16 protein-coding genes, 1 tRNA gene and 1 pseudogene are annotated in these 19,696 nt (G+C 71.2%); 12 read left to right on the top strand and 6 right to left on the bottom strand.

Annotated features, from left to right (window positions below; genetic code table 11):
- The first annotated feature begins 14 nt into the window (after positions 1-14).
- From ACI79P_RS20055 to ACI79P_RS20035, 5 genes are read left to right on the top strand one after another with little or no spacing between them, the layout of a single operon-like run.
- On the top strand, positions 15-659 hold the full coding sequence (locus ACI79P_RS20055; RefSeq protein WP_456582820.1) for a zf-HC2 domain-containing protein: 645 nt from the start codon (positions 15-17) through the stop codon (positions 657-659).
- Positions 656-2,431 carry a copper resistance CopC family protein gene (locus ACI79P_RS20050; RefSeq protein ID WP_456582819.1) on the top strand — a complete coding sequence of 592 codons (1,776 nt, stop codon included), beginning with the start codon at positions 656-658 and terminating at the stop codon, positions 2,429-2,431. The genes ACI79P_RS20055 and ACI79P_RS20050 overlap by 4 nt, the downstream gene beginning before the upstream one ends.
- Positions 2,432-2,476: 45 nt before the next feature.
- Entirely contained in the window at positions 2,477-3,196 is a 720-nt protein-coding gene (locus tag ACI79P_RS20045; protein WP_456582818.1) for a YcnI family copper-binding membrane protein, read from the top strand.
- Entirely contained in the window at positions 3,193-3,864 is a 672-nt protein-coding gene (locus ACI79P_RS20040) for an SCO family protein (protein ID WP_456582817.1), read from the top strand. The genes ACI79P_RS20045 and ACI79P_RS20040 overlap by 4 nt, the downstream gene beginning before the upstream one ends.
- Complete coding sequence (locus ACI79P_RS20035; RefSeq protein ID WP_456582816.1) at positions 3,861-4,937, top strand: hypothetical protein; 1,077 nt, start codon at positions 3,861-3,863, stop codon at positions 4,935-4,937. Before ACI79P_RS20040 ends, ACI79P_RS20035 begins: the two co-directional genes overlap by 4 nt.
- A 17-nt stretch (positions 4,938-4,954) precedes the next feature.
- Here ACI79P_RS20035 and ACI79P_RS20030 read toward each other — a convergent pair whose 3' ends face one another.
- The 4 genes from ACI79P_RS20030 to ACI79P_RS20015 all read right to left on the bottom strand — a co-directional run bounded on the left by ACI79P_RS20030 (position 4,955) and on the right by ACI79P_RS20015 (position 9,294).
- A complete protein-coding gene (locus tag ACI79P_RS20030) occupies positions 4,955-5,677 on the bottom strand; it encodes a phosphocholine cytidylyltransferase family protein (RefSeq protein ID WP_456582815.1) in 723 nt (240 codons plus the stop codon).
- A 79-nt stretch (positions 5,678-5,756) separates the two neighbouring features.
- Positions 5,757-6,890: a CDP-glycerol glycerophosphotransferase family protein gene (locus tag ACI79P_RS20025; protein ID WP_456582814.1), complete on the bottom strand. Its 1,134-nt coding sequence runs from the start codon at positions 6,888-6,890 to the stop codon at positions 5,757-5,759.
- Positions 6,887-7,660, bottom strand: a complete 774-nt coding sequence (locus ACI79P_RS20020; protein WP_456582813.1) for an HAD family hydrolase — start codon at positions 7,658-7,660, stop codon at positions 6,887-6,889. Before ACI79P_RS20020 ends, ACI79P_RS20025 begins: the two co-directional genes overlap by 4 nt.
- Before the next feature lie 41 nt (positions 7,661-7,701).
- Positions 7,702-9,294 carry a mannitol dehydrogenase family protein gene (locus ACI79P_RS20015; protein WP_456582812.1) on the bottom strand — a complete coding sequence of 531 codons (1,593 nt, stop codon included), beginning with the start codon at positions 9,292-9,294 and terminating at the stop codon, positions 7,702-7,704.
- 426 nt (positions 9,295-9,720) lie between these two features.
- On the opposite strand from ACI79P_RS20015, the gene ACI79P_RS20010 reads away from it, so the two are divergent.
- From ACI79P_RS20010 to ACI79P_RS19995, 4 genes are all read left to right on the top strand, one after another.
- Entirely contained in the window at positions 9,721-10,503 is a 783-nt protein-coding gene (locus ACI79P_RS20010) for a M23 family metallopeptidase (protein ID WP_456582811.1), read from the top strand.
- Between the two features lie 62 nt (positions 10,504-10,565).
- Positions 10,566-10,967, top strand: a complete 402-nt coding sequence (locus ACI79P_RS20005; protein ID WP_456582842.1) for a helix-turn-helix domain-containing protein — start codon at positions 10,566-10,568, stop codon at positions 10,965-10,967.
- Between the two features lie 10 nt (positions 10,968-10,977).
- Complete coding sequence (locus ACI79P_RS20000) at positions 10,978-11,391, top strand: VOC family protein (RefSeq protein ID WP_456582810.1); 414 nt, start codon at positions 10,978-10,980, stop codon at positions 11,389-11,391.
- Between the two features lie 106 nt (positions 11,392-11,497).
- A tRNA-Ala gene (locus ACI79P_RS19995) sits at positions 11,498-11,570 on the top strand.
- A 200-nt stretch (positions 11,571-11,770) separates the two neighbouring features.
- On the opposite strand, the pseudogene ACI79P_RS19990 reads toward ACI79P_RS19995, so the two are convergent.
- Positions 11,771-12,796 (bottom strand): annotated as a pseudogene (locus ACI79P_RS19990) (tyrosine-type recombinase/integrase); the annotation flags it as partial.
- Positions 12,797-12,870: 74 nt separating this feature from the next.
- Positions 12,871-13,083, bottom strand: coding sequence for a helix-turn-helix domain-containing protein (locus tag ACI79P_RS19985; RefSeq protein WP_456582841.1), 213 nt, complete (start codon positions 13,081-13,083; stop codon positions 12,871-12,873).
- A gap of 991 nt (positions 13,084-14,074) precedes the next feature.
- On the opposite strand from ACI79P_RS19985, the gene ACI79P_RS19980 reads away from it, so the two are divergent.
- From ACI79P_RS19980 to ACI79P_RS19970, 3 genes are all read left to right on the top strand, one after another.
- Complete coding sequence (locus tag ACI79P_RS19980; RefSeq protein WP_456582809.1) at positions 14,075-15,853, top strand: ATP-dependent nuclease; 1,779 nt, start codon at positions 14,075-14,077, stop codon at positions 15,851-15,853.
- Between the two features lie 1,613 nt (positions 15,854-17,466).
- A complete protein-coding gene (locus ACI79P_RS19975; protein ID WP_456582808.1) occupies positions 17,467-17,688 on the top strand; it encodes a hypothetical protein in 222 nt (73 codons plus the stop codon).
- A gap of 403 nt (positions 17,689-18,091) precedes the next feature.
- Positions 18,092-18,445 carry a hypothetical protein gene (locus tag ACI79P_RS19970; RefSeq protein ID WP_456582807.1) on the top strand — a complete coding sequence of 118 codons (354 nt, stop codon included), beginning with the start codon at positions 18,092-18,094 and terminating at the stop codon, positions 18,443-18,445.
- Positions 18,446-19,696: the final 1,251 nt, after the last annotated feature.

Below are 19,696 nucleotides of genomic sequence, written 5' to 3'. Positions count from 1 at the left end.
GAGACTAATGACCCATGTCCTGCTCCTCCTGCCGCGAGGCGCTCTCCGCGCGCCTCGACGGCGAGCCCTCCGGCGTGCCCGCCGCCGAGCTCGACGCGCACCTGGCCGCGTGCGCCGGCTGCGCGGGCTGGGCGGCCGCCGCCGAGCGCGTGACCCGGCGTGCGCGGCTGGCCCCGGCCCCCGAGGTGCCCGACCTCACCGCGGCGGTCCTCCGGGCCCTGCCCCGCGAGCTGCCCGGCGCCCGGACGGCCGCGCGCGCCCGGCTGGCCGGCACGGCGCTGCGCCTGGCACTGCTGGCCGTGGGCGTGGCGCAGGCCGCCCTGGCGTGGCCGCTGCTCGCCTCCGGCGCGGGCGCGATGAGCGCCCCGGTGCACATGGCCCGCGAGAGCGGCGCCTGGAACCTGGCACTGGCCGCGGCCTTCCTCGCCGTCGCGGCCGGTCCGCGGCTGGCCTCGGGCGCGCTGCCCTTCCTGGGGTCCTTCGTCGCCCTGCTGGTGCCGGTGACGCTCGCCGACCTGCAGGCCGGGCACGTGCACGCCGACCGGGCCGCGGCCCACCTCCTGCTCCTCGCCGGCACCCTCCTGGTCGCGGCGGTCGCGTGGCGCGGCCGCCGCCGTCGTCCCGCCGCCGTGGTCGCCGACCGACGGGTGACCGCGTGAGGCGCACCCTCCTCCTGCTCGCGCTGCTGGTCGCCGCGTGGTTCGGCGCCGGCATCGGCACGGCGGGCCCCGCCGCCGCGCACGCGACGCTGGTCTCCACGACGCCGGGAGAGGGCGCCTCGATCGAGGAGGCGCCCGGTGAGGTGACCCTCCGGTTCAGCGAGGGGGTGTCGCTGGGCGCCGGGTACGCGCGGGTGCTGGGCGCCGGCCAGGAGCGGGTCGACGCCGGGAACGCCTCGGTCGACGGCGACGTCGTCACCATCCCGCTGCGTGGCGGGCTGCCCGACGGCGGATACCTCGTCACCTACCGCGTCATCTCGGCCGACTCGCACCCGGTCTCGGGCGCCTTCTCCTTCGCCGTCGGCGACGGCGAGCTCCTGGCCACCGGCTCCGCCGACGCCGGTGCCGCCACCGACCCGGTCGTCGGGGCGCTGCTGCCCGTGACGCGCTGGGCCGGGTACGCCGGGCTGGCCCTGGCCATCGGCGTGCCGGTGCTGGTCGCCGTCTGCTGGCCCGCCGGGCGCGCGGCCGAGCGGCTGCGGCGGATGGCCCTCGGTGGCGCGGCGGCCGTCGCCGTCTCCGCCCTCGCCGGGTTCCTCCTGCAGGGCCCCTACGCCGCGGGCACCGGGCTGGGCGGGATCACCGACCCGGCGCTGATGGGCGCGACGGCGCAGTCGGGGGCGGGCTGGGCCGCGCTGGCGCGCGCCGCCCTGGCCGTCGCCCTGCTGCTGGCGCTGCGCCGGGCGTGGCGGGCGACCGGGCGCGGGACGACGGTCGCGGTGGTGGTGCTCGGCGGCGGGCTGGTGCTGGCGACCGCGGCGGTCGGCCACCCGGTCGCCGGCCCGTGGCCGGTCCTGGCCGTGCTCGTCGCGGCGGTGCACGCGGCGGCGATGGCGGTCTGGCTGGGCGGGCTCGCCGGTCTGCTCGCCGCCGCGGTCCGGCCGGGAGCCGGGCCCGGCGGGGCGGCGGCCGCGCTGCCGGCGTTCTCCCGGCTGGCGTTCGGCGCCGTCGTGGCGCTCGTCGTGTCGGGCGTCGTGCAATCGGTGCGCGAGGTCGCCTCGCCGGTCGCGCTCGTGGAGACGACGTACGGCCGGCTGCTCGCGGCCAAGCTGCTGCTGGTCGTGGTCATCCTGGCCGCGGCCGGGATCTCCCGCGTGTGGGTGCAGCAGCGGCTGGGCGTCCGCCGGCCCCCGCGCCGCCGCACGGCGACCGTGCACGCCTTCGCGTCGGGCGTCGCGCCGGAGCGGACCGAGCCCGCTCCGGAGGAGGTCGAGGCCGCCGCGGAGCGCGACCGGCTGCAGGCCGAGGCCGCGGCCGAGCACCTGCCGGCGCTGCGCCGCTCGCTGCTCGTGGAGGCGGTGCTCGCGGCGGTCGTCCTCGCGCTGTCGGCGGTGCTCGTCGCGACCCCGCCGGCCCGGACGGCGCTGGCCCAGCCGGTGGAGGTCGTGCTGCCCCTGCAGGGCAGCTCCGGGGCCGCGTCGGGCAGCCTGCAGGTGCAGGTCGACCCCGCGCGGCCGGGCGAGAACTCCCTGCACCTCTACCTCTTCGACGACGCCGGGCGGCTCACCCAGCCGGCGGAGATCCGGGTCACGCTGACCGAGCGCAGCCAGCAGATCGGCCCGCTCGACGTCGACCTGCAGCCCGGCGGCCCCGGCCACTTCATCGGCGACGGGATGACGATCCCAGGCGCGGGCACGTGGACGCTGACCGCCACCGTCCGGCTCGACGAGTTCACCGCGCTCACCGCGGCCACCGACTTCCCCGTGCGCTGACCGCCCTCGGCGGTCCGGCCGCCCCCCCCCCCGAGAAGGAGATCCATGTCCTCGACCCGTCTGCTCGGGCGGACGGCGGCCGTGCTGCTCGCCGTCCTCACCGCGGTGGTCCTCGCCACCCCGGCCGCCGCGCACGTCACGGTCTCCTCGAGCGACGCCGCCCCCGGCGGGTTCGGCAAGCTGACCTTCCGGGTGCCCAACGAGAGCGACACCGCCGGCACGGTCGCCTTGCGGATCCAGATCCCCGAGGAGGCCGCGATGGGGTCGCTGCGGGCCCAGCCGGTGCCGGGCTGGACGATCACCACGGAGACCGCCGAGCTGGCCGAGCCCGTCGAGGTGCACGGCCGGGAGATCAGCTCGTACGTCGCGGTCGTGGAGTACCGCGCGACCGACGGCGTCGGCATCGCCCCCGGCCAGTTCCAGGAGTTCGCGCTCTCCGGCGGGCCGTTCCCGGAGTCGGAGCAGGTCAGCTACCCGGCGGTGCAGAGTTACAGCGACGGTAGCGAATCGGCCTGGATCGAGCCCACGCTCGCCGGCCAGGCGGAGCCCGAGCGCCCCGCCCCGGTGCTGTCGCTGGCCGCCGGCGTCCCGGACGGCGGGCAGGACACCGCGGACGGCGAGGTCGCGGTGGCCGCCGACGAGCACGCCGGGCACACCGCCGACCCCAGCGCCCTCGCGCTCTTCTTCTCCATCCTCGCGCTGATGACCGCGCTCGCCGGTGTCGTCCTCGGCGTCCGCGCCTCCCGACGTACCGTGTCCTCGTGACTCCCGCTGTCCGACGTCCCCGCCGGGCCGCACCGGCGCTCCTGCTCACCGCGGGCCTGCTGCTCACCGGCTGCGGTAGCTCGGCGGATGACGCCGCCGAGGACCACGACCACTCGGGCTCCGGTCTCGCCGCGGCCGTGGTGGAGGGCGCCGAGGACCGGTACGCCGGGCTCGACCTGACCGAGCCCTACCGCCGCCCGTCGTTCACGCTGACCGACACCACCGGTGCGCAGTACGACTTCCGGGCCAACACCGCGGGTCGCCCGACGATGCTGTTCTTCGGCTACACCAACTGCCCCGACATCTGCCCCACCACGATGGCCGACGTCGCGGTGGCGCTGCGGGGTGTCGACCCGGCGCTGGCCGAGCAGGTGCAGGTCGTCTTCGTGACCACCGACCCGGCGACCGACACCCCGGAGGTGCTCGGGGAGTACCTCGACCGCTTCGACGCCGACCTGCCCACCTCGTTCGTCGGCCTCACGGGCGACCAGCGGGCGGTGGAGCAGGCGCAGCTCGCCGCCGGGGTGCCGCAGGCCGAGGACGACGGCCGGCTGCACTCCACGCTGCTGCTCCTGTACGGCGGCGACGACGAGGCGCACGTGGCGTTCGACGCCGGGAACACCCACCAGGACATCGCCGAGGACCTCCAGGTGGTGGCGGGCGCGTGAGCCGTGGCCCCGGCCGGCTGCTGGCGGTCCTGGCGGCCGTGGTGGCGCTCTTGGCCCTGGCCGGGCCGGCGTCGGCGCACGTCGGCGGCGGGGCGGCCGGGAGCGACTTCGACGCCCGCGTGGTGGCGGTGACCCCGCAGCTGCCGGGGGTGAGCGTGCGGTCGCTGCAGTTCGGTGACGAGCTCGAGCTGGTGAACACCACCGACGTCGAGGTGCTGGTCCCGGGCTACTCCGACGAGCCCTACCTGCGGATCGGCCCCGACGGCGTCTGGCGGAACGCCAACAGCCCGGCCACCTGGATCAACCTCGACCGCTACGGGCGGACGGCGCTGCCCGCCTCCGCCGACGCGGAGGCCGCGCCCGACTGGGAGCAGGTCTCCACCGAGCCCGCCTACGTCTGGCACGACCACCGCACCCACTGGATGAGCGAGGGCGTGCTGCCGCCGCAGGTCGCCGCCGACCCCACCCGCGAGCACCTCGTCTCGGAGTGGGTCGTGCCGCTGAGCCACGGGGGGACGGAGGCCCAGGTCGCCGGTGTGCTGACCTGGAGCCCGCCGCCGTCGCCGTGGCTGGTGTGGCCGCCGGTGGTCGCGCTGGTGCTGGCCGCGGCGGCGGCGGGGCTGCTCGCCCGCACGCCGCTGCCCCTGGGCGTCCTCCTCGGTGTGGGGGCGCTCGCGGCGCTCTGGCACGCGGTGGCCACGCCCGAGCCGCCGGTCACCGTGGGCTCCCACACCGGCGCCGTCGTCTCCGCGCTCCTGCCGGCGGGGGCCGCGCTGCTGTGCGCCGTCCTCGGGCTGCGGGCCGCCCGCCGGGGACAGGGCGCCATGACCGGGCTGCTGGCGGTCGTCACCGGGTGGCTCCTGCTGGTGCAGGGCCTGCCCGACGTCGACGTGCTGTGGTCGGCGAACGTGCTGTCGGCCGGCCCGGAGCCCCTGGCGCGGCTGGCCGTGGGCGTCTTGGCGTCCCTGGGCGTCGGCCTGGTCGCCGGTGGGATCGCGGCGGTGCGCCGGTTCCGGGACACCTCGCCGGCGCCCGCGGGAACCGCCGTCGACCGGCCGGTGCCGGCGGCCTGACGGCGGTTCCCGCGCGGTCAGGCGATCTCGGCGACGACGTTCGCCGGCCCGCCGCCGAACAGGGTGTTCGCCCGCTGGAGGTCGCCCTCGAAGTCCACCTCGACCGCGGCGTACTCCGAGATGTCGACGGGCTGCACGCGCAGGCCCGTACGGGCGATCGCCGTCTCGATGCCCCGCTCGAAGTAGTCCTCGTGCGAGCAGGCCTCGAGGTGCTCGATGAGCGTCGCCTTGTCGCCGGAGGAGATGTAGTTGATCCCCACCGCCTCGCCGAGCCCGCCGCGCACGATCTTGGACAGCTCGCGGATGCAGCCGTCGCCGTCGAGGGTGTACTTGACCTCCTCCTCGGCGACGGTGCTGGTGTCGACGCAGACGAAGCTCTGGTCGGCCGCCATGAACGGGAGCGCGACCTCCAGCACGGCCGGGTCGAACACCACATCGCCGTTCAGCCAGAGCACGCCCCCCTCGCGGGTGGTCCTGAGCCCGCGCAGCAGGCTCTTCGACGTGTTGGTCACGGAGAAGTCCGGGTTGTACGTGAACAGGAGGTCGGGCGCGGCCTTCATGATCCGCTTGCTGCGGTAGCCGACCACCGCGGTGATCGACACATCGGCGCCCAGGACGGCGCGCAGGCCCTCGAGCTGGCGCTGCAGGATGCTGCGCCCGTCGTCGAGCCGGGTCAGCGGCTTGGGGTCCTGCCGGCCCAGCCGGGTACCCATGCCGGCGGCGAGGATCACGACCTGCACCGACGGCGTCTGCGGCGGTCGGGGGGTCGTGCGGGCCGTCAGGGGGGATCCACCCAGACGGACGGGCTCGAGGACGTGGTCACCGGTCCGCACGGACATCATCTCCCTCGGAGTTCGAGCTGGTGGTCGGCCCTGCCGCGGCTGCGGTCGGGAGGATCAGGTCGAGGACGCGCCGGGTGGCGCCGCCGTCCTCGAGGTGGCAGAACGTCTCGCGGAACCGGGCGTAGCGCCCGGCGTGCTCCGCGGTGACGGTGTCGATGTCGGCGATCGCCGAGATCAACTCGTCGCTCGTGGCGACGAGGGGACCGGGCGCGACCTCGGCGAGGTCGAAGTAGAAGCCTCGCAGCTGATCCCGGTACCGGTCCAGGTCGTAGGTGTAGAAGATCTGCGGCTTCCCGGTGATGGCGAAGTCGAACATCGTCGACGAGTAGTCGGTGACCATCAGGTCGGCGGCCAGGTACAGGCCGGCGATGTCCGGGTGGTTGCACACGTCGCGGACGGCCGACCCGTCGACGACCTCCAGCCGGCTCATGACCATGTTGTGCAGCCGCAGCAGCAGCACGTGGTCCTCGCCCAGCCGCTCGGTGAAACGGTCGAGGTCGATCGGGAACTCGAAGTCGCGCTCCCCGCTGCCCTCGAACACCAGGTCGTCGCGCCAGGTGGGCGTGTAGAGCACCACGGTCTGGTCGTCGGCGATGCCCAGGTCGCGGCGGACCTCGGCCCGGATCTCGTCCCTGCGCGGGCTGCTCAGCAGATCGTTCCGGGGGAGGCCGGTCTCGTGGATGGCGCCGCCGTACCCGAACGCCTTCCGCAGCCGCTCGGTCGTGGCCGCGTTCGGCGAGAGCAGCAGGTCCCACCGGGCGATGTCCTGGTCGAGGTAGGCCAGCCGGCCCTCCGGTGCCCACAGCACGTCGTTGTGGATGCGCTTGAGCATCGTGCCGTGCCAGGTCTGCAGGTACGTGGCGCCCGGCCGCTTCTCCCAGTCCAGGGGGATGTGGTCGTTGCTGATGACCAGGTCGGCGGCCTCCAGCGCGGCGATCGACTCGGGGCTGCCGAAGGTCACCGTGCGCACGTCGGCCGGGAAGCCCGCCTGCGTGTGCGGCGCGGACAACCAGGTGTGCTCGGCCGGGGTCCCCTGCGCGCGCAGGGCCTCGTACAGCGCCCGCGGGCTGTCGGAGAAGTGGCCGCGGAAGGTGACGTAGACGATCTTCACTGGGTGGCCCCCCTCAGGGCGTCGTGGGAGCGGGGCGGGCAGGCGAGCACCAGGTCGGCCAGCTCCTGCCAGGAATCGACGACGGCGAGCGCACCGGCGGCGAGCAGGGCCTCGGCGCGGGCGGCCCGCTCCTCGGGGAGCACGAACAGCAGGTTGCCGACGGTGGGGCAGCCGGCGCCCACGGCCGAGCGCACCCCGGCGACGGCGTCCTCCACCGCGAGCCCCTGCTCCGGGGCGATGCCGAGCTCCGCGCAGGCGTGCGTGTAGACGGCGGGATCGGGCTTGCTGGTTGGCGTGGGCAGCGAGTCCTCCGCGCTGAACCGGCGCGCGGGCGGGATGAGCTCGTCGAGCCCCGTCGCGGTGAAGCACGCGGCGAGCCGGGACAGTGCGCTGGAGCTCACCGCGGCCAGCTCCAGCGGACCGGCGAGCGCGCCGAGCGCCTCGAGTGTGGGCGGGTGCGGCCGCAGCGTGGATCCGAGGTGCGCGGTGACGGCGCGGCGCTCCTCGGCGACCCACGGCTCGACGTCGGCGTCGGGGATTCCGGCCTCGGTGGCCAGCGCCAGGGCGGTGGACCGGAAGTTCATGCCGGTGGCCGCGTGGCGCAGCTCGTCCGCCGTGTAGCGGCGGTCGATGCCGAGGGACGCGAGGAAGGCGTTCGTGACCTCGGCGGAGGCCTCGAACGCCGGCTCCTCGGAGGGGAAGAGGTTGCCGTCGGCATCGCAGAGCAGGTACTGCACCTGTTCGACGAGCGCCGGCGGGAGGGTCGGCACCAGGTTGTCTCCCTTCGGGGACGGGGTGGGCGGGGAGGCGGTCACCGTGGCGGTGCGGCGGGGCCGGGCGTGCGGGCGGCCACGGTGGCCCGGACGCCGTCGCGGTCCAGGGCCGTCAGGGCCGCTCCGAGGTCGGCCACGAAGGCGGGCCGGGAGCCGAGGTCCCCGAACACCGCCGTCTCGCCGAGCAGGGGGCGCGGGTCGTTGCCGCCGGCGCGGGCGAGCTCCTGCAGCCGGTCGGCGAGGTCGTCCTCGACGGTCAGCGGGCGGCCGGCCTCGTCCGTGCCGCGCAGGTACCGGAACCACCCGGCGACGGCGAGGGTGAGCAGGCCGTGCGGCCGCCCCTCCTCGATCGCCTGGCGCAGCGAGGGCAGCAGGTGGTGCGGCATCTTGGTGGAGCCCCGCCGGCACAGCCGGGGCAGTCCGTCGGCGATCGCCGGGTTGGCGAACCGTTGCAGGAGGGTGCGCTTGTAGCCGGCGAGGTCGATGCCGTCGGGCGCCGGCAGCAGCGGCGTCACCTCGACGTCCATCAGGCGGGCCATGTAGCCCGCGAGCACCGGGTCGGCCATCACCTGGTCGAGGCTGGCGTACCCGGCCAGCGAGCCCAGGTAGCCGAGGGCGCAGTGGCTGGCGTTCAGGAGCCGGGTCTTCATCAGCTCGTAGGCGCCCACGTCCGGGACGAACCGCACGCCGACGGCGTCGAGCGGGGGGCGGCCCGCGGAGAAGGTGTCCTCGATGACCCACTGGGAGAACGGCTCGGTGATCACCGGCCACCGGTCGTCGACCCCGTAACGGCTGGCCACCGCGGCCCGCTCGTCGGCGCTCGTGTGCGGCGTGATCCGGTCGACCATGCTGCTGGGGAAGGCCACGCGGTCGGCGATCCACCGGGCGAGGACCTCGTCGCGCAGCCGCGCGAACCCGACGACGGCGGCGCGGGCGGCGTCCCCGTTGCGGTGCATGTTGTCGCAGGAGACGACGGAGAACGGGTCGAGCCCGGCCCGGCGGCGGCGGTCGAGCGCCTCCACGAGGTAGCCGAACACCGTGCGCGGGGAGGACGGTTCGGCCACGTCCTGGCGGATGTCGACGTCGTCGGCGTCGAACAGCCCGGTCCGCGGGTCCACCCGGTAGCCGCTGTCGGTGATGGTCAGCGACACCATGCGCGTGCGCTCGTCGGTGAGCAGGTCGAGCACCGCGGCCGGGTCGTCGGGCGCGAAGTGGTAACCGACCATGACGCCGACGACGCGTGCACGCTCGCCGTCGGGGCTGCGCTCGACGACGGTGTAGAGGTGGTCCTGCGGGGCCAGGGCGTCCTTCATCGTGCGGCTGTGCAGCCCGACGCCGACGACGCCCCAGTCGTCGCTGATCCGGCGCTCGGCGAGCTCGTCGAAGTAGAGGAGCTGGTGGGCGCGGTGGAAGCCGCCGACGCTGAAGTGGACCACGGCCGGGGTGAGCGCTGATCGGTCGTAGGTGGGCACGGCGAGCTGGGCCTCGTGCAGCGGCAGGGTGGCGTCGGTCAGCGGGTGCACCTCGGCGGCCGCCCCCACGGTGGCGGCCGGCGGGACGGAGGACCCCGGATGCCCGGCCGGAGCCGTCCCGGCGGGTCCCCGCAGGGACAGGAGCTCGGCCTGTGACATCGCGTCCCTCCTTCTCTGTCCTGAGCGCGGCGCACTGCCGACCGGTTCCGGGTCTCCGGGGGTCAGCAGTACACGGGTGATACCGGGTGCCGCGCAACGAGGTCCGGCGCCGCGTCGCAGATGCGGAGGCGCCGGAGCGGCGCGGATGTTTCACGCCGAGTGAGGGAAATGCCCGTTGCGGGGCACTCGAAACGCGTCCCGAACCCGTGCTGCGCGTCCATGATCGTCGATCGGTCCGGCGCCCCGACAGGCGGGTCGAAAACACACGGGTGTCATTCACCCCTGTGACTCGTGGGGTTCGCGGGACAGGTGGTGCGGCTCGCCTCGGCGTGTCCCGGAGGACGCGCCGGACGCTTGGTCACGGATGCGTCACGCAATGTTTCGATGGGTGTGCGCACGTGGTGGAACGCGAGACGGACAGGGTGCATGGACGCTGGTATCGGCCCGGAGGCCCGCACGGCGGTGCTGGCGGCGGTCGGCCCCCAGACCGGTCGGGCGGCCGAGCGGAGGGCGGGCCGGCGCGCGCCCCGGGCGCAGACCCGGCGCAGCCCGGCGCTGCTGCTGAGCTCGCTCCTGCTGGGCGGCGTCCTCGCGGCCGGCATGAGCCTGCAGGGCGCGCCCGCGGCCGAGGCCACCTCCGTGATGGCGGCCCAGGACGCACTGCTGACCGCCGAGGAGGGCGTCGAGGTGCTGCCGCAGGCCTCGATCACCGTCGCCGAGGCCCAGGCGCGCCTGCAGGAGGTCGCCGCCTCCCGGGCGGAGCGGCAGGCCGCCGAGGAGGCGGCGGCGGCCGCCGCCGCCGAGGCTGCGCGCCCCAAAGCCGTCCTGCCGGTCGCCGGCGCACGGCTCACCAGCGGCTACGGCAGCCGGTGGGGCACCTTCCACTACGGCATCGACCTCGCGGCGCCGATGCGCACGCCCGAGTACGCCGCCGTCGACGGCGTGGTCCTGCGGGCCGGCTCGGCCAGCGGCTTCGGCCTGGCCGTCTACATCCTCCACGAGAACGGTGATGTCACCGTCTACGGCCACATGGACAAGATCCTGGTCACCCCGGGGCAGTACGTGGAGGCGGGGGAGACCATCGCCCTGCTGGGCAACCGCGGCCAGTCCACCGGCCCGCACCTGCACTTCGAGGTGCACAAGGGCGGCCTGGACGGCAAGCGGATCGACCCGATCCCGTGGCTGGCCGCGCGCGGCGTCCACATCTGACGCGGGCGCCCGCGTGGTCTGATCGCCCCGTGGCCGGCGCCGTCGAGTAGAGCAACCGGCGGCTGCTGCGCGCGCGGGACGCCATCGACCGCCACTACGCCGAGCCGCTCGACGTCCCGACGCTGGCCCGCATCGCCCTCGCCTCGCCGGCCCACTTCATCCGCTCGTTCCGGACCGCGTTCGGCGAGACCCCGCACCGCTACCTGCAACGCCGCCGGGTGGAGCGGGCCATGTTCCTGCTGCGCACCGGCGACCGCAGCGTCACCGACGTCTGCATGGAGGTCGGCTTCTCCAGCCTCGGCACGTTCAGCCGCGTCTTCCGCGACGTCGTCGGGGAGCCGCCCAGCGCCTACCGGCGTCGCGGGCCGCTGCCGCCGGTGCCCACCTGCTTCGCGATGGCCTGGGCCCGGCCGGCCACTGATCGAGCAGTTTCGGAGAAGCGGTTCCCCGCCCCGGCTCCCTAGCGTCCGCCCCATGCTGACGACCATCTCCATCAACCAGATCTACGTCCCCGACCAGGACGCCGCCCTCGACTTCTACGTCGGTAAGCTCGGCTTCGAGGTGCAGACCGACATGCACTTCGGGCCGATGCGCTTCCTGACCGTCGCGCTGCCCACCGACCCCGGGCACGCGGTGCTGCTGGAGAAGCCCGGCGCCCCGGCGATGAGCGAGGAGACCGCTGCCCAGGTGCGCGAGCTGGTGAGCAAGGGGGCGGCCGGCGGCCACCTCTTCTTCACCTGCGACGACGCCTGGAAGACCCACGCCGAGCTCCGGGAGCGCGGCGTCGAGATCACCGAGGAGCCGGTCGACCAGCCCTACGGCATCGACTTCGGCCTCCGCGATCCGTTCGGCAACCACGTGCGCGTCGCCCAGATGAAGCAGGCCTGAGCACGGGCCCGCCACGCGATCCGCGGCACCGACCCCCTCCGTCGGTCGTGCCGACCCGCCCTGTACAGTTGCTCCCGGCTCGGAGGAAGGACGCCGGGCCGGGATCGGGGCTGTGGCGCAGCTGGTAGCGCACCACACTGGCAGTGTGGGGGTCAGGGGTTCGAGTCCCCTCAGCTCCACCCCGATGACCAGGCCGTTCTCCATCTGGAGGACGGCCTGAGTCGTCTCTGGTTGCAGTTGTGGTTGCAGTTCGCCCACCCCTACCTGGCAGCAGCCGGGCGCTCATCCGGTCGGCGGCCTCGCGGGCCAGCGCCGGCATGACGTGGCTGTAGATGTCCATCGTCGTGCGCATCTGGCTGTGGCCGAGCAGCTCCATGACCACCCTCGGATGCACGTTCTCGCTCAGCAGCAGGGTGGCCGCGGTGTGCCGGCCGTCGTGCAGGCGGACGTGGCGGACGCCGGCTTCGTGGAGCAGGCGGGTCCAGTCGTCGTGGTCGGTCTTCTTGTCGATCGGCCGACCGTTGCCCTGGGCGAAGATGAGGTCCTCGTCCTGCCACTCGGAGCCCGCCAGCATCCGCTCACCGAGCTGCGCGGCCTTGTGCCGGTGCAGCTCGGCGACGAGAAGCATCGGCAGGGCGAGCGCGCGCTGGCTGCGGCGGGTCTTGGGCTCCTCGTAGATGAGTCCGCCGCCCCGAACCCGGTGGATGCTGCGCCGGACCGTCAGCGTGCCGGTGAGCAGGTCGATGTCCTTCCACTGCAGCGCCAGGGCCTCGGACTGCCGTAGTCCGAGGGCGAGGGCGACGGTCCAGCGGGCGGAGTTGCGGACGCCGGTCGCGGCGTGCAGCACGGCGCGGGCCTCGCCGAGGTCGAGGGCGGTGGCGATGTCGCTCTGCTTCTGGGCGGGCGGATCGACCAGGCTGGCCACGTTGCGGGGAACGTGCCCGCGCTGGACGGCGACGGTGAGCGCCCGGGACAGGATGCGGTGGTGGCGCAGCACGGTGGCGGGGGAGTAGCCGGCATCGAGGAGCGCGGTGTAGAGCTGGTCGAGGTGCTCGGGGCGCAGCCGGTCGAGGCGGTGCCGTCCGAGTCCGGGGATCAGGTGCTTGCGGACGGCGGACTCGTAGCTCTCCAGCGTCCGCTGCCGCACCCGACGCGGAGCGATGGTGGTGAGCCAGTGCTCGAGCCAGTCGGCGACGGTCGGGGTGGAGACGGCGTTGATGGTGCCGGCGTCGCGCTTGCGTTCGAGGTCGCGGACTTTCGCGACGACCACGGCCCGGGACTTTCCGGTGACGTGCCGGCGGTCCGGCTTGCCGATGAGGGTGAAGCCGACGGAGACGTAGCCGTGCCAGCGCCCCTCGGCGTCCTGGTAGATCGTCGATTCGCCGTTCGAGGCGCGTCCCGCCATCCGCTACCCCTCGGCGCTGTTTCGAAGGCTCAGTGTCCTGGAGCGCTCGGGTAATGGGCAGGCGCGCTGTGGATTCACGCGGCGTCCGGCGAGGGATGTGGACGGGACGGGGAAGCCTCAAGCCGGCGGACGTAGCGGTCGAGCTCTGCCTGGGAGATCCGGCAGCTGCGGCCGATGTGGACGGGACGCAAATCCCCGCACTTCATGAGCGCGTACACAGTCGTGCGGCCGACCCGGAGGGCCTCCGCCGCCTCTTCTGGCGTGAGGAGCAGACGGTCGGCGGCCATGATGTCTCGGAACGGCTGCGGGTCACCCATGTCGACATCTCCCGGATCAGGCGCGCAAGGCTGCGTGACGGTTGCCGTCCAACCGTGGAGGAGCGGCCTTCAGAACATCTCCAGTGCCTGCCCAGCCGGACGCGCTGGGCGTTGGCCCTGCCTCATGCCGGAGCGGCTCCTTCGGGTTACTGCAGTTGTTCTGGACCCTCGGGATCAGTACAGGTGCGGAGCGCCGGTGAGGTGGGCGCGCCTCCGGTAGACCTCCAGTACCGGCTTCAGTGCCCGGGCCAGGGCCGGCAAGTCTCGGTCGTAGACTCGCCCGTCGTGAAGTTGCCCGGCGAGCTCGCCGAGCAGCCTGGGCCAGTCGCGGCGGGTGGGCACGAGAGGCACCCGTACTTCCACCCGCCGCTCGACAAGCTCCACCGCGGACAGACCGGAGGCAGCGGCCCTGGCCTGCTCCCAAGCGCGGTGCCGGCAGGTCGCTGAGCACCACTTCGGGATCGGGCCTCGGCTTCCCGGAGTGATCGGCGCACCGCACCATCCGCAGACCGTCGCGGCGGTCCTTCGCTCAGCACCGTCCACGTCCGCTGCTGCCGAGTCCGAGCGGGCCTTCGTCAGCGGCGTGCGCTCAGCCTGCTGGCGCCGTCGCCGCTCTCGCTCCCGCCGTCGCGCGTGGTATCCGGGGTTGCCGCTGGTACCCATACCGTCAAGCCTCCGGACGAGTCTCCAGAAACCTGTCACCACCAGTCGGGAGACCGGAGGTGCACAAGGTGTGATGCCTCGTGATCTTGGAGTCGGCAAGGCTGGATCGGCTCCGATTGCTGCGCGTGCGCGGGTCGCGAGCGACGCGTCGCAGGAGGACCGTCTCTAGCTTCTCGGTGTTCCTGAAGGCGGCGTCAGGGACACCCGACCCGGACGTGCTTGGCGACGCGACACGAGCCTGAGCTGCGGTCGGCGGCAGGCACCCGCCGCTGTCGGACTACTTGGCTACCCTCACGGAGTGATCGAGCGACTACGACTTCATCGCTACAAAGGGTTTCATGCATTTACGCTTCACCTGAGCAAAACGACGATCATCGTCGGACCAAACAATGCAGGCAAGTCAACGCTCGCTCAATGCGTCAGGCTCGCAAGCGGGCTTCTGCGCCATGCTCGCAAAAGAAGCCCGAGTGCCACCTTTACCGACAGTGTATTTGAGTCCACCCCACGGCAAGTTCTCGGCTATGCACTGAACACCGTGGCGAACCGTGAGCTCGCATGGTTCAACGGCGAGAACGTCCATCACGAGTTCAGGGAGGAGGGGGCGGGCTTCGAACTGACCTTCAAATCTGGGTCCCGCCTTCGTGTGGTCTGGCCGCAGGATGAGGATGATTTGGCCTTCTTTTACATCGATCGAGCGCCTGGCTTGCTCGCCCGCATGGCGAAGCAGGTCCGTGAAGGAACGCCTGTCATCGGTGTGATACCGACGTTGTCCGGTGTCGAGCATCGCGAAGAGGTGCTGACTAAGACCCATGTAGACATCCACATGGGCACGAGACTAACGAGTCGCCACTTCCGCAATCTCCTACACTACGCGCTCGCGGAAGCTGAGGAAGATGAGGAAGATGAGGCCGGTGAGTTGCTCGATTTTCTGTATGCTGGGACTCCCGAGATAACCGACATTGAGGTCGAGAAGACCTACGCCCCCGGCCAGGCCGTCTTGGATGTGTACGTCACCGAAGCGATCAGTGCCGGTAAGCGCGAACTGTACTGGATGGGCGACGGCCTTCAAGTCTGGCTTCAACTGCTATTCCATTTGTGGCGCCATCGGCAAGATGACGTCTTGGTGCTCGATGAGCCGGACGTATTCCTACACCCGGACCTACAGCGTCGACTCGTCACCTTGCTCGAGGAACGAAGCTGCCAGGTGGTCCTAGCCACCCATGCCCCCGAGATTCTTGCGGAGGCGTCTCGCAACGCAGTCACGTGGATCGATCGATCCCGACGCAGTTCCAAGAAGGTGCGAGAGACAGCAGACTTCGCTCAACTCAATAGCAGTCTTGGTAGTAGCTTCAACCTAGCGCTCGCCCGCGCACTTCGATCAAAGGTTGCTCTCTTTGTGGAGGGCGAGGACATGAAACTCATCCGAGGCGTTGCGCAGAGGCTTGGCTTGGCTCGCATCGCTAGCGAGGTGGGACTGGCGGTGATCCCTCTGGGGGGATATCAAAACTGGCACCAAGTCGAGCCGTTTGCGTGGCTGACCAAGGATCTCCTTGGCGATGCAGTCAAGCCGATGGTCCTGCTGGACCGAGATCACCGCAGTGCCATAGTCGTGAAAGAGCTCGTTGATGGCCTCGCGAATCAAGGGATAAGCGCGCACGTGTGGCAACGCAAGGAGTTGGAGAGCTACTTCTTAAATGTCGCCTTGATAGGTCGGGCGGCACACCTCGACCTAGACGTTGCGAAGGGACTCCTTGATGGCGCCATAGAGGACCAGCGCACCGCGGCGCAGGCGGCATACGTTTGGCGACGACAACAGGAAGCGCGCCGGGACATCGACCCCAAGACCGTAATGCTGCAGGCGCTGCCGGAATTCGACGCAATCTGGGCTGATCCGGAACGACGCTTCGAGGTGGTGCCGCCGAAAGATGTGATCGCCCAGGTTTCCCGAGAGAGTCAGGCATTGGGAGGCAAGAGTTTCTCGGTGCGGACTCTGATCAACCGCATGTATGCGTCAGAGGTTCCAGTCGAGATGGCCAACTACCTTCGAGACGTCGAAATAGCTCTGTCGGGCGCCTGAGGCCGGGCACGTCGCGTCCAGCGACCACGACGCCCAACGCACATCCGTTGGTGTGTCCCTGAATGGGCCGCTATGGGCGATGCGCAGGGCAGCCTCAGATCTCGGCCGTGCGGCTCCAAGCGGCGCGCCACGCCGCCGGTCACCGCGTCCAGTCGGACACTGGCCGGCGTGCCTTTAGCCGCCGCCCTCGGACCCGCGTGTGCCGTCATCGGATTGATCGTTGGAGGAGCTGGTCCACGGCTGGTCCTCCGCGACCAGCAGGACGCCCGCCGGTCTCTGGCACGGCTAGCCAACCCGGTCGACGAGGACCCAATCGAGGCTGTGTTCCGTCGGCGCGACGTCGGCCTTGCGCACCACCGGCTCGAGGTCGATGGGCAAGAGCTGCGCCGGTTGCTTGCCGCTCGGGCGGACCAGCGCCAGTCAGTGTCGTTGGTGGCCGCCGGGCTGGTCCTCAGCTTCGCCGGGACCTTTGGTGACCCTCCCCGTGGTGACCTCGGACGGTTGGCCTGCTGCACTGGCAGCCTGATGCACCAGTCCGAGAGTGGGCCGCTCTCTATGAAGACGGGGGCCGGTGTCAACAGCCTTAACTTCGGCCCCCCGCGGCAATTGACTGGGTGCCGGCGGTGCCTGAAGCGGGTCCAGGTGGAGCGCCCGCAGCCGCGTAGCGGCGAGGACGAACGACCTGGACGTGCGAGGGCCCGGCGGCAGGATGGCCGGCCGCGAGGACGTGAGTGTTCCCGGGTTACTCCTGATGCGGTGGGGACCGGCCGGGTGGGTGGGGAGCCGGGCTCATCTCTCTATCGCCTCCTCGCGGGAGGATCAGGTCGGGTTGGAGGGGCTTCGCTCCGGTGGCGCATCTCAGGGACGGGCCGTCTACGCGGCCAGAGCGGTATTTGTGGCGCCGACGTGGAACCCACCCGTCGCTAGGGGGTCAACTTTCGACCGTCGTTGACAACTACGCCAGCGGGAAGGCGGGAGAGCGCCTACCGTAGGGCGGTGGCTCCAGGGAAGGTGAGCGTGTCCGCTTCTGGAAGTTCCTCGGCGGGTTCTCACAGGGCCTCATGCGGTCGCCCTCAACGTCCGGCACCGACAAGCCGGTCACCTCGGCCAGCGGCCCGACCTACACCACTCCAAGAGGACTCACCCGGTCGTCAAGACGAGCGGCTGGCCGCCCGGCTCAGGGCCCGGCTGATTCCTCGGTGTCGCGCGGTTGCGCTGGTGGTCACCGTCGGGACGGCAATCGTCACCACCTGCGGGCCTACGGCCGACCCGTCGACCCTTTCCTTACTGGGATGACCACGCGAGCCGACACCCTCTCGCCGCCGCCGCCGCGGGGCGGGTCTGCGCGTGGACGCGGCGGCCTTCGGTCTTGCGCTGACGAGAGGTGAGTCTGGACGATATGTCGAGGTGCGAGGGGAGGGGATCTTCTGATGCTACGGCCATGGCCAGCGCGCGCCGAAAATCCAACACGGTGGTGGGCTCAGACCCTCGGCGCCTTGGCTGTAGGGCTGTGGCTGGTTCTTTATCTCGCTACGGCCGTCCTTGATCGTAGAGCCGGGTCCTTCGGGCACGCGCTTAGTATCACGTTGGGAACTGAGGATCCATTCTCTGCCGTGGGAGCCGACGTGCCGTCCACGCTGCTGGCCGTTTTTGGTTATCTGCTGCTACCAGCCTCCATTGGCGCGGTGGCCGCGCTCCTCGTTGAAGAACAACTCCGACACGCTCGGCCACTTCAGTTGGAGGACATCAAGAGGGAGTTGACGCAGGAGATGCAAGGAAGGCGTAAGACGGCATTGGCGGCGGAACCCGCGGCCCAAGATGAGAAGGCTCCGTGACCGAGTTCAGGTCTGGCGGTACTGGCCCACGGAAAGAGAGCCTCGTCGCTTCCCTCACGGAGAGCCTGCTAGCCGCTGGGTTCGAACCTCACTTGCCTCCCGATGTGCGGCGAGAGGCGGCGAGAGAAGCCGCCGCATCCATAACCGCAACCGGCAACTTCTCGCCCCGAACGCCAGAGTTGGATGCAGCGCGAGCGGAGGGTTTGACCGGGATGGTAGACTACATTATTTCGCGGCTAGGGGGTGAGTCAGTGGCAGAAGCTGCAGTACTACGCTGGAAGGACAAGATTCTCCAGGCTGGGGATTTCGCGCCAGAGCTTCCCTCTGCCGCGCGCGCCAAAGCTGCTCGCAAGACGGCCCTCACGCTCATGACCGGAGCTCTCGACGGGACGAAGGGAACATCGTGACTGCGCCCGAGCTAAGCCTTGAACAGGCGTTGGCAAGTCTTATCGCCGAAGCGATCCCCAGTGCTAAGGGCCAGCAGGTTCGAGATGTGGCCGCTGCGCTAACTGAAAGCGCTCATCGTATCGCCGGCGACCTTGAAAGCAGCCCCGAAGAACTGTGGGCTGAGTCGGAAAAAGTCGCTAGTAGCGTGGCGAAGCTGGTACCGAATGCGCGGTTCGAACCACCCTATATGGATCCAGCTTACACAACGAGGCCCACAGTCGAGTCCGAGATCACAGGAAAGGCTGCGGTCAGGGCTGCGCAAGAAATCCGCCATAGCTCTAAGGGACATGGCGGCATTGACTTCTTCTAGTTGATCGGGCGCAGCGGTCACCGCATGCCTTGTTGTGGGCGATCTGCAGGCTGCTTCTGCTGGACGTCAGGCTGGCCTCTGTGTTCCTCAGCGCGGCCTCTTCGCTCGCCGACAGTAGAGCTTTGGTGCCCGGGCCGACAGGTGTCTCTCGCGGTGCCCGGCGCTCTGGTCGCAGACTGCGGTGCGCGGGTGTCGTCGATGACCTCGTAGGCACGTCGGTAGGCGACGGTAACGTCTGCCGGCGAATGGCCGTGCTCACCGACGTTGTGTCCGGGTCGCCCGCGCCCATGCGCGTACAGCGCTGCCGACGCGGACACAGGTGCGTCCGGCAGGGCCCGCGTGCCCGAGCTGCTGAGTGAGATGACGGGTGGCGACGGTCGGGCCGCGCTGGTGTGGGGCCGTGGGGCTGAAGCCGCAGCCTTGTGAACCGCCGGCTGCAGATGGCGGAGGATTGTGAGGTCACCCGGGGTGCACAAGCGGATGCGTACTTGGCGGCGTCGTTAGCTTGCCGCCGGAGAAGCTGCCGTCCGTGACGATCACAACGGTGCGGGAAGAGACGTTGCCCATGACGCGTATGCCCAGCGACTTCGGCCTCCGGTCCGGGCTGACGACGTATCTCCCGCAAACGGACCTCAGCGGCCCAAGGATATGTGCGCGCCCCGCTGCTCGTGAGGGCTGCGGCTCCATGCGTCCCGGTTGATGTGCGCCGCCGAGCCTCCGATGTGAGACGGCACCCTGACGGGTGTCTCCGAAGCCGCCTTGAAAGACACCGGATGTTTGCGGCTTCGCCGGCGAGAGAGGCTCCGACTGACGTGCCTCGGCCCGAACTGGTTGCAGTTGGCGGCGTTCGTGTCCGTGCGCGGATGTCCCCCGTGGTCGAACCGGCACGTCAACGCGCTTGCGGAACGTTGGCAGACCACCGCGAACGCGGTCATGGCGGCCTGGCGTTGTCGGGACAGGTGCCCCGATTGGTCGCAGGAGACGTCACCTGCAGTGTCCGGCGATGTCTCGGTTGAGGCTCGGCTTGCGAGACGCCGGTAGGACGCCAGCGGCGGGGCACTGGACGGTCGCCCTGGTGACTGAACGTTTCAACCTCTCCCGTCCCATCGCCACGCTTCGCTAGGTGTACTGACCGGAGACGTTGGTCAAGGACGTGTGACGACGAGATCTGAGTAGGTCTTGTCCGGGGAGGACCTCCGGGCGTGGAGTGGAGCTGTCGAAGGCACCCATTCCACGAGCACCGGAGGTCCT

This window comes from Blastococcus sp. SYSU DS0510, assembly GCF_054050835.1.
This window is presented reverse-complemented; position numbering and strand designations above follow the sequence as displayed.

Excerpts from the sequence above, each read along its gene's own strand:
- ACI79P_RS20055 (WP_456582820.1), top strand. The coding sequence starts at position 15 with ATGTCCTGCTCCTCCTGCCGCGAGGCGCTCTCCGCGCGCCTCGACGGC.
- ACI79P_RS20045 (WP_456582818.1), top strand. The coding sequence starts at position 2,477 with ATGTCCTCGACCCGTCTGCTCGGGCGGACGGCGGCCGTGCTGCTCGCC.
- ACI79P_RS20015 (WP_456582812.1), bottom strand. The coding sequence starts at position 9,294 with ATGTCACAGGCCGAGCTCCTGTCCCTGCGGGGACCCGCCGGGACGGCT.
- ACI79P_RS20010 (WP_456582811.1), top strand. The coding sequence starts at position 9,721 with ATGGACGCTGGTATCGGCCCGGAGGCCCGCACGGCGGTGCTGGCGGCG.
- ACI79P_RS20000 (WP_456582810.1), top strand. The coding sequence starts at position 10,978 with ATGCTGACGACCATCTCCATCAACCAGATCTACGTCCCCGACCAGGAC.
- ACI79P_RS19985 (WP_456582841.1), bottom strand. The coding sequence starts at position 13,083 with ATGGCCGCCGACCGTCTGCTCCTCACGCCAGAAGAGGCGGCGGAGGCC.